The following is a 13023-nucleotide window of genomic DNA, read 5'->3' as shown; positions in this document are numbered from 1 at the left end:
ACACTTATCGACTGTTGATTTTTAAAGATCGCTGCCTGTTTGTTCGACGAAGCGTTGTGTTCGTCAGCAGCAGAGAGGCGAGATTATGCGGTACAGCGTGCAACTCGTCAACCCCTTCTTTTTCTCGTTTCGCTCTGCAGTTTTATCTGCGTTGCGTTGCGAGGGACAGAACTATAGCAAGCCGACCAAGCTTTCGCAAGGGCGGCACGTGAAAAAGGTCTGGGATGCCAACTGAACAAGTTCAACCACGCCCACCAACTGTCCTGGTCGTCGATGATTCGCCGACCTTGCTGCTCGCCCTGCTGGACCACCTGAGCCGGCATGGCTTCCTGGTCGTGCTGGCGCACGACGCGCGCGAAGGCATCATGCGCGCGGCCCTGGCCGAGCCCGACCTGATCCTGCTCGATATCGTGATGCCCGGCCTGGACGGCTTTGAGGCCTGCCGCCGCCTGAAAGCCGATGCCGAGACACGCGACGTGCCGGTGATCTTCATGACGGGACTGAGCGATGCCAAACAGATCGTCAGCGGCTTTACCGCCGGCGGTGTCGATTACATCACGAAGCCGTTCCAGGTGGAGGAGGTGCTGGCCCGTATTAATACCCATATTGCCCTGCGCCGTGCGAACGATGAGCTGAAGCAGGCCTACGAATCGCTCGCGCGGGCACAGGAGGACCTGGTGCACCAGGAAAAGCTGGCGGCCCTGGGCTCCCTGGTGGCAGGCATCGCCCATGAGCTGAATACGCCGATCGGCAACAGCCTGATGGTGGCCAGCACCTTTGAGGCGCAAACCGGCCAGGTCCGGAACCTATTTGCCAAGGGCGAGAGCATGCGCCGCTCGGAGCTGGTGGGCTACCTGGAGAATGCCAGCACCACCACCGAGATCCTGATGCGCAACCTGCAGCGTGCGGCCGACATGGTCACCAACTTCAAGCAGGTGGCGGTGGACCAGACCAGCACCCAACGCCGCACCTTCCTGCTGGCCGAGGTGGTGGCGGGGAATGTGCTGACCCTGATGCCGTCGATTAAGCGCACGCCCTTCGAGGTGGTGCAGGACGTGCCGGCCGAGCTGATGATGGACAGCTACCCCGGCCCGCTGGGCCAGGTCATCGCCAATCTGGTGAATAACGCCATCATGCATGCCTTTGATGGGCGCGACGAAGGCAAAGTGGAGCTGGTGGCGGAATACGATAAGGAGGACTGGATCGCGCTGCACGTGCGCGATAACGGCAACGGCATCAGCAACGCCAACCAGGAGCGCATATTCGACCCCTTCTTCACCACCAAGATGGGGGTCGGCGGCTCGGGACTGGGCCTGCATATCTGCCACAGCATTGTGAGCGATATGCTGGGCGGCCGCATCACCGTCAGCAGCGGCGAGGGTCGCGGCACCTGCTTTACGCTGCACCTGCCGCTGGAGGCGCCACGTCACTGAGGCGGGTCGACGCGCAGTTGCGCAGGCGTTCGCGGTTTTCCTTGAACCATGCCACGAACTGCCCGGCCGGCATCGGCTCGCCCACCAGCGGCCCCTGGCCCGCGCTGCAACCCAACTCGCGCATCAAGGTCCAGTCTTCCAGCTTCTCGATGCCGTCGGCGCACACCGGAACGCCCAGCTTGCCCGCCATGGCCAGCAGCCCCTCGAGTAAGGGCCGGCGGTGGCTGCGCTGCGCCGCCTCGTGCACGAACAAGGGGTCGATTGTGATGTCCGATAGCGGGAAGCAGGCAAAGTCGCGCGTGCGCGCCTCATAGCGGCCGCAATGCACGGCCCCGATGCCGTAGCCGCGCAAACTGATGCGGCCAATATTGTGCAGCGCGTCGGCCTTGCAGGCGGCGACCACCGCTTCGCTGATTTCCCAGCTCACGCTGGCCGGCTTGAGCTCCTGCGACTGGATGCCGGCTACCAGCCGTCCCAGTTCGCCCAGGTCGTCCAGCAGTTCGGCCGGCAGCGGCAAGGACAGCTTGATGGATGCCAGTCCCATCTCCTGCCAGCCGCGCAAGTCGGCCGCCGCTTGTCGCACCAGCGCCAGCACGACCGAACCGGCAAGCTCAGTGTCGCCGGCCAGGGCTGGCAGAATGGCGGCGCTATCGAGCAAGCCGCGCTGCGGGTGCCGCCAGCGCCCCTGCACGGCGATGCCCAGCAAACGACCGCTGTCAAGTGCCACGCGCGGCGCGTACAGCGGAAAAAACTGACCCTCGGCCAGGGCTTGCTCAATGTCGGCGGCACTGGCGCCGCCTGCGGCATCGGCCTGCTCCAGGTCGGCCAGCGCCAGCATGGGCGCCGTATTCAACAGGGCTTGCAGCGCCTCCAGGCGCACCGGTTTGGCGATGGTGGCCAGCAGGCGCATGGCGCAGTCGCCAGGCAGGCTGCGCGCCGCTTCCTGCAGGCGCGGCTGGTTGGCGGAGGCGGCAATCAGGTTGGCCGCCAGGCGCCGCTTGGCCAATTGCTGGATCAGCTCCACGCCGTCCATGCCCGGCATATCGAGGTCGGTCAGCACCAGGTCCACCGGCATGCCATGCTGTTCCAGCGTGCGCAGGGCGTTGATGCCGTCGTTGGCCGACAGCACCTGGCCGAAGCCGATCTGGCGCAGCAGCCCGATGACGTGCTCGCGCTGCACCGTGCTGTCTTCGACGATGAGGGCCGTGCTTGCACTAAAGTCCTTCATTCGACCTCCTTTCCCCGCTGCCATATTGCAGGATTTCGCGGCTGATCGCATCCAGCGCCACGCTGCGCTCCGCCGCGCCGCGCTTGACCGCCTCGCGCGGCATGCCGTACACCACGCAACTTTGCTCGTCCTGCGCCAGGGTGCGCGCGCCGGACTGGCGCATCTCCAGCAGGCCGACGGCACCGTCGTCGCCCATGCCGGTCATGATAATGCCAAGCGCGCTGGCGCCGGCGCACTTGGCGACGGAGCGGAACAGCACATCGACCGAAGGCCGGTGGCGGTTCACCAGCGGGCCGTCGACCACCTCCACAAAGTACTGGGTCGGGCCGCGCCGCAGCAGCATGTGGCGGCCGCCCGGGGCGATCAGCGCTTGCCCGGGCAGCACCGGGTCGTTGTTGCGCGCCTCCCGGACGGTGATCTGGCACAGGCTATTCAGACGCTCGGCGAAAGCGGCGGTGAACTGCTCCGGCATGTGCTGCACGATGACGATGCCCGGCGCGGCAGGCGTCAGTTCGGTGAGCACCCGTTCCAGTGCCTGGGTGCCGCCGGTGGAAGTGCCCAGCGCCACTACCCTGCCGCTGCCGCGCATCGGCGCGGCGCCCTCGCTCATCGGCGGCAGGATGGCGTCGGCGCTCAGTTTAGCGGCCGGCACGCCCGGTACGCTCTGCAGGGGTGCCGGCCGAGCGCTGCCGATGACCGGCGCCGGCGCCTGCAGGCGGGCCTGCGCGGCGCTGCGCACGGCGGCCACCAGTTCATCGCAGCCGTCGTGCAGCGACTGGCGCAAATCCATCCTGGGCTTGCACACCACGGCCACCGCGCCGGCCGCCAGCGCATCCATGGAAGTGCGCGTGTTCTTTTCCGTCAGCGAGGAGCAGATCACCACCGGCGTGGGCCGTTCGGCCATGATCTTGCGCAGGAAGGTGATGCCGTCCATGCGCGGCATCTCGATATCCAGCACCACCACGTCCGGCCATTGCAGCCGCATGCGCTCGCTGGCCAGGATGGGGTCGGCCACGGCATACGTCACCTGCATGTCCGGTTCGCGCCCGAGCAGACCGCTCAGCACCTGCCGCACCACGGCCGAATCGTCCACCACCATGACCTTGATCTGCTTCATGCCGCTCCTTTTTCGCCCTGGCGCACCCAAACGTCGCCGGTGGCGACATCGAACAGGATGTGCCGGTGGCCGGTGCCGAACAGGCTTTCCGACACCACCGGGATGCCGTATTCCGCCAACAGCTGTTCCGCCGCCAGCCCGTTGCGCTGGCCGATGCCCGGCGCGGCGCTGGCCTCGATGCCGGGGAACATGGTGCCGCCGCCGAACACCTTGGCCTCGCACTCCAGCACCGGCACGCCGCGCTCCTTCAGCTGCGCCACCATCAGCGCCATGGCATCGCGGCCATAGCGCCCGCTCAGGCCCTCGCCCGCCTCGCCGTCCCGCTCGGACAGGAGGAAGTGCGACATGGCGCCGATGCGCAGGCGCCGGTGCCACAGCGTGATCGAAACGCAGGAGCCCAGCACCGTGCGGATGCGGTAGCGCGCATTGCCCACGAAGTACTCACCGGGCAGCAGGTAGACCTCGATCACGGCACCGGTTTCCATCTCATTCCTTGCGGTAGATGGCCGGCGCCACGGTGCGCAGCGGCAGCCCCAGGTCGTGCAGGCTCTCCGAATGGCCGATATACAGGTGGCCGCCCGCGCGCAGGCATTCGAGCACGCGCTGCACTACGCGGCGCTTGGTCGGCGCGTCGAAATAGATCAGCACATTGCGCAGGAAGATCACGTCGAACCTGCCCAGCGCCGGCAGGCGCGCCGCGTTCAGGTTGACCTGGGCGAACTCCACGCATTCGCGCAGCACGCGCGACACCAGCAAGGTGCCCTCCTCCACGTCGATGCCTTTTAGGCAGAAGCGCCGCAGGTAGTCCGGCGGCACATGGCTGGCGCGCGTCATCGGATAGTGCCCGCTGCGCGCGGTGTCGAGTACGCGGGCGCTGATGTCGGAGGCCAGCACTTCCCAGCTTTGCGCCGGCAGCAGGTCGGCCAGCACCATGGCAATCGAGTACGGCTCCTCGCCGGTGGAACAGGCGGCGCTCCAGACGCGGAAGGCCGCATCGCCTTGCCGCCGCTCCTGCAGCAGGCCGCGCAGGTGCTCGAAATGCCGCGCTTCGCGGAAAAAGTAGGTTTCATTGGTGGTCAGCAGGTCGATCGCGAGCTGCGTCTCTTCCGGCACCCGGCCGCTGGCGATCAACTGGAAATAGGTGCCGTAGCTGTCGAATTGCAGCTGATGCAGGCGTTTGGCCAGGCGCCCCGACACCAGCGGCTTCTTGGCGTCGGACAGGGCGATCCCCGCCGCATCATGGATGAAGCGCTGGAATTGCGCGAACTCGCCGTCCGTCAGGGGTGCTACTGCTTGCATGCTGCTCCTTCGCCCGCCATGGCCGCGATTTCCGGCACGTTCAATACCGCCGCAAGGTTGACCATGATGACAAACTTGCCGTTGACCTTTCCCAGGCCGTCGATGAAATCATTGCGCAGGCCCGCACCAAAGCTGGGCGGCGGCTCGATCTGCGCGGCGCCGATGTCCAGCACCGCGTTGACCGCATCAACCAGCAGGCCGAGCACCTGCTGCTCCGGCGGCTCGCCCATTTCCACGATGACGATGCAGCTGCGCCGACCGATGCTGCTGGCGCCGCGCCCGAGGCGGCTGGCCAGGTCCAGCACCGGCACCACGGCGCCGCGCAGGTTGATCACGCCGCGCACGCAGGGCGGCATCATCGGCACCTCGGTCACGCCACCGTACTCGATGATCTCGCGCACCGCAAGGATGCCCAGCGCGAACGTTTCTTCGCCCACGCGGAAACTGAGGTACTGGTGTTCGGCTTCCATACCGGCCCCTCAAAATCGGGTGAAGTTGCTTTCATCGACAGGCGGCACGCGCGCCAGCGTGCGGTGGCGCGCGCGCGGGCCGGGCGGGCGCATCACCTCCACGCTGCGGCGCACGCCTTCCTGCTGCGCCACGCGGAAGAAGCGCACCAGCTGCTGCAGCTCCTCGGCCTGGCTGCTCATCTCCTCCGCCGTCGAGGCCAGCTCCTCGGCGCCGGCGGCGTTTTGCTGGGTGGCCTGGCTTAACTGCCCCATCGCCATATTGATCTGGCCCACGCCGGACGCCTGCTCCACCGACGCGGCGGTGATCTCCTGCACCAGGCGCGAAGTTTGCTGGATGGCCGGCACCATGGCGTCCAGCAGGCTGCCCGCCCGTTCGGCGGTCTGCACGCTGCCGGCGGCCAGGTCGCCGATCTCCTGCGCCGCCACCTGGCTGCGCTCGGCCAGCTTGCGCACCTCGGCCGCCACCACGGCAAAGCCCTTGCCATGCTCGCCGGCGCGCGCCGCCTCGATCGCGGCGTTCAGCGCCAGCAAATTGGTCTGGTAGGCGATGTCGTCGATGATCATGATGCGTTTGGCGATATCGCGCATGGCGGCCAGCGTGCTGCGCACCGCCTCGCCGCTTTCGCTGGCCTCGCCGGCGGCCTTGGCGGCCGTACCGTCGGTAATGCGCGCATTGTCGGTGTTCTGGCTGATCGAGGCGCTCATCTGCTCGACCGAGGCGCTGGTCTCTTCCACGCTGGCCGCCTGCTGGCTGGCCGCCTGCGACAGCGACTGCGCGGTGGCGCTGACCTGCTCCGACGCCGCCGCCAGCGCCAGCGCGCCGTTGCTCACTTCCGACGCCACGCCGGACAGCTTGTCCACCATGGCCTTCATCGATGCCAGCAGGCTGCCCTGGTCGCCTTTTTTCAGCGCGATCTGTACCGCCAGGTTGCCCTGCGCCACCTCCTGCACGATATGGGCGGCGTAGTTCGGCTCCCCGCCCAGCTGGCGCAGCAGGTTGCGGATCATCCACAGCGACAGCAACACGCCCGCCAGCAGGCCGCTGCCGAGCAGGATGGCATTGGTGCGCAAGGTTTGCGCCGTCTGCGCCGTGGCCGCGTCGTACTCTTCGCGCGCCACGCGCTCCTGCAGCTCGATCAGGCGCGCCATCGCCGCCAGCACGGCGCGGAACGGCGGGTCGGCGGCGCGCGCCGCTGCCAGCGCCTCCTTATGCTTGCCGCCGCGCGCCTGCTGCACTATGGCGCTGCGCAGATCCTGCCAACCGTTCCAGGCCACCGTGTAGGCGGCCGCCAGCTGCTGCTCCTCCGGCGTGAGGGTGGTGGCCATATAGGCATTCCAGTTCTTGCGGATCAGCTCCTGGTGGGCGGCGTCGCCCTGCTGCGCCGCCTCGGCGTCCGGAATGCTGGTGGCGGCGGCGGTCATGACCATGCGGTGCCGCGAGCGCAGCATGTATTCATTGACTTTGCTCAGGTAGATCAACGCCACGGTGCGGTCGTCGTACGTGGTTTTCAAACGCGCATTGCTAAATTCCATGCCGCGCATGCCGGCCAAGCCGATGCCCGCCATCATCGATACCAGCACCGCGACCAGCAGGCCAAGGCGCATCCCCACCGTGAGTCTTCTCTGCATCGTTCCGCTCCTAAGCTGCCAGGTTGCCGGCCGGCCTTGCCTGCAGCTGCTTGAGCAGGGCCGGTACATCAAGGATCAAAGCCACGTCGCCGCTGCCCAGGACCGTGGAGCCGCTCAGGCAGGCGATGCCGCTAAAGACCGGGCTCAGCGGCTTGATCACCGCCTGGCACTGGCCCTGCAGGCTGTCGACCACCAGCCCGGCGCGCTGCCCGGCATGGCGCACCACCAGCACGCTCTCGCGCCGCGGCGCGCTGCCCGGCAGGCGGAACAGCGCGCGCAGCGGCACCGTCGGCAGCGCCTCGCCGCGCAAGTCGACAAAGCCGCGGGCCCCGTCCTGCTCGTACTCGACGCATTCTTCGATGGTGCCGAGCGGGATGGCAAAGCGCGAGGCGCCGACCGTGACCAGCATGCAGTCCATGATGGCCAGGGTCAGCGGCAGGCGCACGCGCACCGTGGTGCCGAGTCCTGCCGCGCTGTCGATGGCGATGCTGCCGCGCAGCGCTTCGATATGCCGCTTCACGACATCCATGCCGACGCCGCGTCCGGACAGGCTGGTGACCTGGGCCGCGGTCGAGAACCCCGGCTCAAAGACCAGGGCAAACAGTTCGCTGTCGGCCGGCTTGTGCTCGGGGTCGAGCAGGCCGCGCTCCACGGCGCAGGCGTGAATGCGCTCGCGCTGCAGGCCGCCGCCGTCGTCGCCCACCTCGATCACGATGCTGCCCGAGTCGTGGTAGGCGTTCAGCGACACGGTGCCTTGCGCCGGCTTGCCGCGCTGGCGCCGCAAGCCGGCCGCTTCGATGCCGTGGTCGATGGCATTGCGCACCAGGTGCGTCAGCGGCTCGCCGATGCGTTCCACCATGGTCTTGTCCAGCTCCACCTCCTCGCCGCTCAGGACCAGGCGGATGTCCTTGCCGATTTCGCGCGCCACGTCGTGCACCACGCGCTGGAAACGGTTGAAGGTGGCGCCGATCTTCACCATGCGCAGCTGCAGCGCGCTGTCGCGCACCTGCTCCACCAGCTCGCCCAGCACGCTGCTGCTGTCCTGCAGGGCGGCGTCCTTGAAGCGGCTGGCCAGCATCTGGGTGCGGGCGCTGGCGGTAATCAGTTCGCCGACCAGGTTGATCAACTGGCCCAGGCGCTCGGCATCGACGCGGATGGTGCGGCTTTCGGCGCCGCGCGCCGGGGCTGGTCCCGCTGCCGGCGCCAGCAGCGCCGGCGCAGCACCGTCGGCCACATCGGCAGCCGGCGCCACGGGCGTGGCGGCAGGCTGGGGCGGCGGCGCCACCGTGCCCAGGCCGGCCGCTTGCAGCACTTGCGCCAGCGCCGCGGCGTGCAGGGGCAGCGTATTCGCCAGCTGCTGGTAATCTTCGGCGCGGCTGCCCGGCGGCAGCAGGCGCAGCGTGCATTCATCGTGCAGGAACTCGAACACCTTGCTGATTTCTTCGGCCCCGGCCGCCGTTTCCAGCACGAGCTCGAAACCGAGATAGCAACTGAGCGGATCCATGTGCTCGGGCGGCGGCAAGCCATCGGCCACGGTGGCCAGCGCCACGATGCGTCCCAGGCGGCCCAGGTAGGCGATGAAGGCGGCCGGGTCCATGCCCTGGCGGAACACATCGCGCCCGAATTCCAGCGACACCAGCCAGCGCCCCTCCTCCGGCGCCGCTGCCAGCACGCGCTCCGGCAGCAGGTCGGCCAGGCCCGGCGCCGGCGCCAGGTAAGCGTGCAGCGCCGCCAGTTGCGGGCCGCAGCGATCGCCGAAATCGCCATGCCCGCCGCGTTCCACGTCGCGCACCATGGCCGCGATCTGGTCGGCGCAATCGAGCAGCAGCGCCACCAGCTCCGGCTCCAGCGGCAAGGCGCCGTTGCGCACTTCTTCCAGCACGCTCTCCACGGCGTGGGTGAACAGAACGATGTAATCGAGCGCAAACAGGCCGGCCGTGCCCTTGATGGTATGCGCCGCGCGGAAGATGGCATTGACCGCTTCCTCGCGCGCCGCCGGGTCGCCCAGGTGCAGCAGGCCCGCCTCCATTTCAGCCAGCAACTCCCCCGCCTCGGTGACAAACGCCTGCAAGCCTTCGTCCAGGTTCATGGGGGCGGCCTTCTATTGGATGCGCAGCAGGCCAAACAGCGCGGCGACGGCAGGGCTGTGCGCCACCAGTTGCAACTCCTTGTGGCTGGCGCGCGCCATGCGCTGCGCCAGCAGGAGCAGCTGGACGCCGGCGCTGTCGATTTCCGTCACCCCCGCCAGGTCCACTTCCAGCGCAGGCGATTGCGCCAGCCGTGCCAGCAGCACGTCTTTCAGCTCCTGCACGCGGCGGATCGTCAGGTCTCCTTCGATGAATAGCAGTGCCGGGGTCTGGGTGGGCGATGGGCTCATGCCGCCCATCGTATGCCCACGCCAGAAGCCTTGCAAGCCCGGCGTGGGCAATTACCAACTGGGCAAACATGGCAAAAAAACCAATCCTTACTCGCTCAAGCGCCGCACGCTGCGCGCCGGGTCGGCGCTGATGGCCGCCGCGGTGAAGGGCAACAGCGGCAGCTGCTTGCCGGCGTACAGCGGCAACTGGTCGGCGTAGTAGGCGGAACGCGGGTCGGTGGACTGGCCATACAGCAGTAGGCCGGGCCGTAGCCGACGCCGGAAAAATCGTCCGCCTTGACATGCACCACGCCATAGCTGGTGCGGGTGACCTCGGCGGCAAATTGGGGCGGTGGCGGCGGTAGAATGCGGCCGTTGCTGCCGCTGTTGTTGCAGGCTGCCAGGATAAGGGCCGCACAGGCGGCCGGTAAGCGTGCGCTCATGGTGGTCCTCCCTTGATCAGAGCTACGCATCCATGATGGGCGCGGCGTTTGCGCGACACTTGAGCAAAATCAAATCTGTACATAATCGTGCGAGACCAACAATCTGCTAAGATTTTTGACAAATGCACCCGCCCCGGGTGCATTTTTTTTTGCGCACCTTTTCCATAGGGAGACGAAATGAAGCGACTCACCCCGGCAGTACTGGCGGCAGGACTGTTGACCACCTGGGCAGCAAACGCCAACCCCACCACCTGGATTACCGTTGGCGATGCCGCCTACGCCAAGTTGCAAGCCGCAGCCCCGCATGCCATTGCCAAGCAAAGCAAGCCAGGCCAGGGCAAGGAGAAGGTCCACCTGGTGCAAGTCGATGAGGCGGCGCTGCTGAAGCTCTCCGCCGCCATCCACAAGGAACTGAAGCGCTGCGGCGGCTTCATGGCGCACGCCAGCGAAGAGGAAGGCCGCCAGGCGCTGGCCAAGGCCAACGCCATGCAGCCGCTGGCACTGGCGGCCAGCCGCCCGAGCTATGCGATCGACAACCAGAGCACCGTCAACGGCGTGCTGCCCGCCCTGCAGGCTTCGAACATTGCTCAGACCATCATCGACCTGTCGAACTTCGCCAACCGCTATTACCGCACCACCAACGGCGCCAACGCCTCCAACTGGCTGGCGCAAAAATGGACCACTTTGGCGGCGGGGCGCAGCGATATCAGCGTGGCCCAGTTCACCCACGCTGGCTACAACCAGAAGTCCGTCATCATGACCATCAATGGCACCGACAACGGCTCCGAAGTGGTGGTCATGGGCGGCCACCTGGACACCATCAATATGAGCGGCAATGGCGAGACCTCGCGCTCGCCCGGCGCCGACGACGACGCCTCTGGCATCGCCAGCCTGACCGAGGCTGCGCGCGCCATGATCGCCGCCGGCTACAAGCCGCGCCGCACGATCAAGATCATCGGCTACGCGGCGGAGGAAGCGGGCCTGCTCGGCTCCAAGGATATCGCGGCCAACTTCAAGGCCAACAACGTGAATGTGGTCGGCGTGCTGCAATTGGACATGACCAACTACCGTGGCTCGGCCAAGGATATCTGGATCTACACCGACTACACCGACAGCCAGCAGAACACCTTCCTCACCTCGCTGATCTCGGCCTATACGCCAACGGTCACGGTGGGCACCAGCGCCTGCGGTTACGCCTGTTCCGACCACGCCTCCTGGCATAACCAGGGCTACCCGGCCTCCTTCCCATTCGAGACGCTTGATGGCCAGGACAATCCGCACATCCACACCGCCAACGACACTTACGCCAACTCCGGCAACCAGGCCGACCACGCGCTGAAGTTCGCCAAGCTGGCCGCTGCGTATGCGGTGGAGCTGGGCAGCGATGGTCCGGGCATCGGCGACACAGTGCAGAATTACAGCGGCAGCCTGGCCCTGAACCAGAAAGCCAATTTTGGCCCCTTCAAGGCCGGCGTCGGCACCTTCAAGGCGGAAGTCACGGGCACCGGCGATGCCGACCTGTATGTACGCAAAGGCTCGGCGCCGACCACCAGCAGCTATACCTGCAAATCGGATGGCGCCACTTCCACTGAAACCTGCAGCGTGAGCATCACCGCGAATGGCGATGTCTACGTCATGCTGAATGGTTACAAAGCATCCACCTACAACCTGAAGGTCACTTACCGTCCGCAATAATCGCGGGCGAGCCAGGCTAGCCCCGCGCAGCCTGGCATTTTTTGATTACTTTACATAAGCGCTTATGTAAAATGTTATGATTAATCCATCGCCTCCTCAATAGAAAGGAAAATCATGAAACGTATCGCTACGCTGATCCTGGCCGCAAGCTGTCTCGCCGGGCCGGCCATGGCCCAGGCGCCACTGCAGCGCAACCAGGCCGACATGACCATTGCAGCCCACGCACGCGAGCAGTTGATCGACCAGCTGGTCAAGACCCTGAACAGCAACTACGTGTTCCCGGACAAAGCGAAGCAGATGGAAAAGGCCTTGCGCACACGCCAGGCCAGCGGCGCCTACAAGGACATCAGCAGTGCCCGCACGCTGGCCGAGGTGCTGACCACAGATCTCCGCGCCATCAACAATGACCAGCACCTGCTGGTGGTGTACAGCGAACAGCCGATTCCGGAAGGCGCGGGTGGCGGCGTCCAGTCGGCGGCGGAGCGCGCGGCCGAACTGGCCGAGCTCAAGTCGATGAACTTCGGCATCGACCGCGTCGAACGGCTGCCGTTCAATATTGGCTACCTCGACTTCCGCGTCTTCGCGCGGGCGGATGCGTCGGCCGCCTCGATCGGTGCCGCCATGACTTTGCTGGCCAATTCCAATGCCGTGATTATCGACCTGCGCCGCAACGGCGGCGGCGAGCCGGAGACCGTCGCGCTGTTGGCCAGCTACCTGCTCGACCAACCGCTGCACCTGAGCGATATTGAATACCGCAAGGGCAACCGGGTCGAGCCTATGCGGACCCGCGATAGGTTGGAAGGCGTGCGCCTGGGCGGCGGGAAGGAGGTCTTTATCCTGACCAGCGACCGCACTTTCTCCGCTGCGGAAGACTTTAGCTATGCGATGAAGCACCTCAAACGTGCCAGGATTGTGGGTGAGAATACGGCCGGCGGCGCGCACCCCGGCGATTTCGAACGCTTGAGCGCACACTTCCAGGCGTTCGTGCCGAATGGTCGCACGGTCAGCAAGATCACCAATGGCGGTAACTGGGAAGACACAGGCGTTGCGCCGGATATCGCCGTGCCGGCGGGACAAGCCCTGGCTGCAGCGCAGCAGGCGATCCTTGCTGGCATGATGGAGAAGGAAGTGGATAAGGCGCGCGCCGGACGCATGCAGGCGCGAATTGCCGCGTTGCAGGCGGAGCGGAGATGAAAAAAGCCCGCTGACACATGTCAGCGGGCTTTTCTAATAAGAGCCTGACGATAACCTACTTTCACACTGGTTGCAGCACTATCATCGGCGCAAAGTCGTTTCACGGTCCTGTTCGGGATGGGAAGGGGTGGGACCGACTTGCTATGGTCATCAGGCATA

Annotated in this window: 12 protein-coding genes and 1 rRNA gene; 3 read left to right on the top strand and 10 right to left on the bottom strand. The window is 66.2% G+C overall.

Annotated features, from left to right (window positions below):
• Nucleotides 1–224: 224 nt before the first annotated feature.
• Nucleotides 225–1433: a sensor histidine kinase gene (locus GTP41_RS26580; RefSeq protein WP_161028606.1), complete on the top strand. Its 1209-nt coding sequence runs from the start codon at nt 225–227 to the stop codon at nt 1431–1433.
• Here GTP41_RS26580 and GTP41_RS26575 read toward each other — a convergent pair.
• The 9 genes from GTP41_RS26575 to GTP41_RS27580 form a co-directional block, all read right to left on the bottom strand.
• Nucleotides 1396–2661, bottom strand: a complete 1266-nt coding sequence (locus GTP41_RS26575; RefSeq protein ID WP_161028605.1) for an EAL domain-containing response regulator — start codon at nt 2659–2661, stop codon at nt 1396–1398. The two genes, GTP41_RS26580 and GTP41_RS26575, sit on opposite strands and share 38 nt — an antisense overlap.
• Nucleotides 2648–3778 carry a protein-glutamate methylesterase/protein-glutamine glutaminase gene (locus GTP41_RS26570; RefSeq protein ID WP_161028604.1) on the bottom strand — a complete coding sequence of 377 codons (1131 nt, stop codon included), beginning with the start codon at nt 3776–3778 and terminating at the stop codon, nt 2648–2650. Before GTP41_RS26570 ends, GTP41_RS26575 begins: the two co-directional genes overlap by 14 nt.
• The gene (locus tag GTP41_RS26565) at nt 3775–4263 is read right to left on the bottom strand and encodes a chemotaxis protein CheD (protein ID WP_202419899.1); all 489 of its coding nucleotides are present in this window, start codon (nt 4261–4263) and stop codon (nt 3775–3777) included. Before GTP41_RS26565 ends, GTP41_RS26570 begins: the two co-directional genes overlap by 4 nt.
• 1 nt (nt 4264) lies before the next feature.
• Nucleotides 4265–5077 carry a CheR family methyltransferase gene (locus tag GTP41_RS26560; RefSeq protein ID WP_161028603.1) on the bottom strand — a complete coding sequence of 271 codons (813 nt, stop codon included), beginning with the start codon at nt 5075–5077 and terminating at the stop codon, nt 4265–4267.
• Nucleotides 5065–5547, bottom strand: a complete 483-nt coding sequence (locus GTP41_RS26555) for a chemotaxis protein CheW (RefSeq protein WP_161028602.1) — start codon at nt 5545–5547, stop codon at nt 5065–5067. The genes GTP41_RS26560 and GTP41_RS26555 overlap by 13 nt, the downstream gene beginning before the upstream one ends.
• Before the next feature lie 9 nt (nt 5548–5556).
• The gene (locus GTP41_RS26550; RefSeq protein WP_161028601.1) at nt 5557–7176 is read right to left on the bottom strand and encodes a methyl-accepting chemotaxis protein; all 1620 of its coding nucleotides are present in this window, start codon (nt 7174–7176) and stop codon (nt 5557–5559) included.
• Nucleotides 7177–7186: 10 nt separating this feature from the next.
• Entirely contained in the window at nt 7187–9265 is a 2079-nt protein-coding gene (locus GTP41_RS26545) for a chemotaxis protein CheA (RefSeq protein WP_161028600.1), read from the bottom strand.
• 12 nt (nt 9266–9277) lie between these two features.
• A complete protein-coding gene (locus tag GTP41_RS26540) occupies nt 9278–9553 on the bottom strand; it encodes an STAS domain-containing protein (protein ID WP_161028599.1) in 276 nt (91 codons plus the stop codon).
• Nucleotides 9554–9640: 87 nt separating this feature from the next.
• Nucleotides 9641–9787: a penicillin acylase family protein gene (locus GTP41_RS27580; RefSeq protein WP_229503103.1), complete on the bottom strand. Its 147-nt coding sequence runs from the start codon at nt 9785–9787 to the stop codon at nt 9641–9643.
• Between the two features lie 365 nt (nt 9788–10152).
• Between GTP41_RS27580 and GTP41_RS26530 the strand changes: the two genes are divergently transcribed.
• Both GTP41_RS26530 and GTP41_RS26525 read left to right on the top strand, forming a co-directional pair.
• Nucleotides 10153–11670 carry a M20/M25/M40 family metallo-hydrolase gene (locus tag GTP41_RS26530; protein WP_161028598.1) on the top strand — a complete coding sequence of 506 codons (1518 nt, stop codon included), beginning with the start codon at nt 10153–10155 and terminating at the stop codon, nt 11668–11670.
• Nucleotides 11671–11784: 114 nt separating this feature from the next.
• Nucleotides 11785–12864, top strand: a complete 1080-nt coding sequence (locus GTP41_RS26525; protein WP_161028597.1) for a S41 family peptidase — start codon at nt 11785–11787, stop codon at nt 12862–12864.
• A 42-nt stretch (nt 12865–12906) separates the two neighbouring features.
• On the opposite strand, the gene rrf is transcribed toward GTP41_RS26525, so the two are convergent.
• Nucleotides 12907–13019, bottom strand: a 5S ribosomal RNA gene (gene rrf / locus GTP41_RS26520).
• Nucleotides 13020–13023: the final 4 nt, after the last annotated feature.

Origin of the sequence: Pseudoduganella guangdongensis (assembly GCF_009857475.1) — a bacterium.
Classification (GTDB): Bacteria; Pseudomonadota; Gammaproteobacteria; order Burkholderiales; family Burkholderiaceae_D; genus Rugamonas; species Rugamonas guangdongensis.
Note: the sequence above shows the minus strand (reverse complement) of the source record. Positions and strands in the feature narration are given on the sequence as shown.

Bases quoted from the DNA above. Each gene is read 5' to 3' on its own strand.
- GTP41_RS26545 (WP_161028600.1), bottom strand. From the start codon at position 9,265: ATGAACCTGGACGAAGGCTTGCAGGCGTTTGTCACCGAGGCGGGGGAG.
- GTP41_RS26570 (WP_161028604.1), bottom strand. From the start codon at position 3,778: ATGAAGCAGATCAAGGTCATGGTGGTGGACGATTCGGCCGTGGTGCGG.
- GTP41_RS26525 (WP_161028597.1), top strand. From the start codon at position 11,785: ATGAAACGTATCGCTACGCTGATCCTGGCCGCAAGCTGTCTCGCCGGG.
- GTP41_RS26580 (WP_161028606.1), top strand. From the start codon at position 225: ATGCCAACTGAACAAGTTCAACCACGCCCACCAACTGTCCTGGTCGTC.
- GTP41_RS26575 (WP_161028605.1), bottom strand. From the start codon at position 2,661: ATGAAGGACTTTAGTGCAAGCACGGCCCTCATCGTCGAAGACAGCACG.
- GTP41_RS26530 (WP_161028598.1), top strand. From the start codon at position 10,153: ATGAAGCGACTCACCCCGGCAGTACTGGCGGCAGGACTGTTGACCACC.
- GTP41_RS26560 (WP_161028603.1), bottom strand. From the start codon at position 5,077: ATGCAAGCAGTAGCACCCCTGACGGACGGCGAGTTCGCGCAATTCCAG.
- GTP41_RS26555 (WP_161028602.1), bottom strand. From the start codon at position 5,547: ATGGAAGCCGAACACCAGTACCTCAGTTTCCGCGTGGGCGAAGAAACG.
- GTP41_RS26540 (WP_161028599.1), bottom strand. From the start codon at position 9,553: ATGAGCCCATCGCCCACCCAGACCCCGGCACTGCTATTCATCGAAGGA.
- GTP41_RS26550 (WP_161028601.1), bottom strand. From the start codon at position 7,176: ATGCAGAGAAGACTCACGGTGGGGATGCGCCTTGGCCTGCTGGTCGCG.
- GTP41_RS26565 (WP_202419899.1), bottom strand. From the start codon at position 4,263: ATGGAAACCGGTGCCGTGATCGAGGTCTACCTGCTGCCCGGTGAGTAC.